Genomic DNA, 569 nt, shown 5'->3' on the forward strand with positions numbered 1-569 from the left:
TCCTTATGTTAAGCATATCACCGACTCAAGCGCTGTTATCGAATGGACAAGTGATAAACCTGGCTCAAGCATTGTAGATTTATCAAACGGCTTACGTTATCAATCAGACACACTAAGCACTGAGCATAGCGTCGTCGTGACAGGGTTGGACCCCGAGACTCTCTATCAGGCAGATGTCCATTCATTAGATAAAGATGACCGCGCTTCTGAAACACTAAGTACCAGTTTTACAACGCTTGCTGTACCGGATTATCGGGCACCCTTGATACTAGAAGGCCCTTATGCATCAAATATAACGCATGAGCAATTTACCTTATCTTTGTGTGCAGATGAGCCGGTTAGAGGCTCGATATATGTTGATGATCAACACTTCACTCTTTCGGATTTAGCGATTTGCCATCAAATTCTTATCGAAAGTTTGAGTCCGAATACTGCGTACACAGTTATTGCTGAAGTAAGTGATGAGCAAGCTAACGGCCCTACAACAAGTCAGGCAATGACTGTCACCACCCTGCCCGCCCCCGACATCAGCGCTCCGAACATCTTACTGATGCCAATGGTTATTGATA

Annotated in this window: 1 protein-coding gene; it reads left to right on the forward strand. The window is 44.8% G+C overall.

Going from position 1 to position 569, the window contains the following annotated elements; translation table 11 throughout:
- Nucleotides 1–569 (forward strand): fibronectin type III domain-containing protein (locus tag A3766_RS30075; RefSeq protein WP_197479160.1); only part of this gene is annotated, 569 nt, incomplete at both ends.

It is taken from the genome of Oleiphilus sp. HI0132 (genome assembly GCF_001635845.1).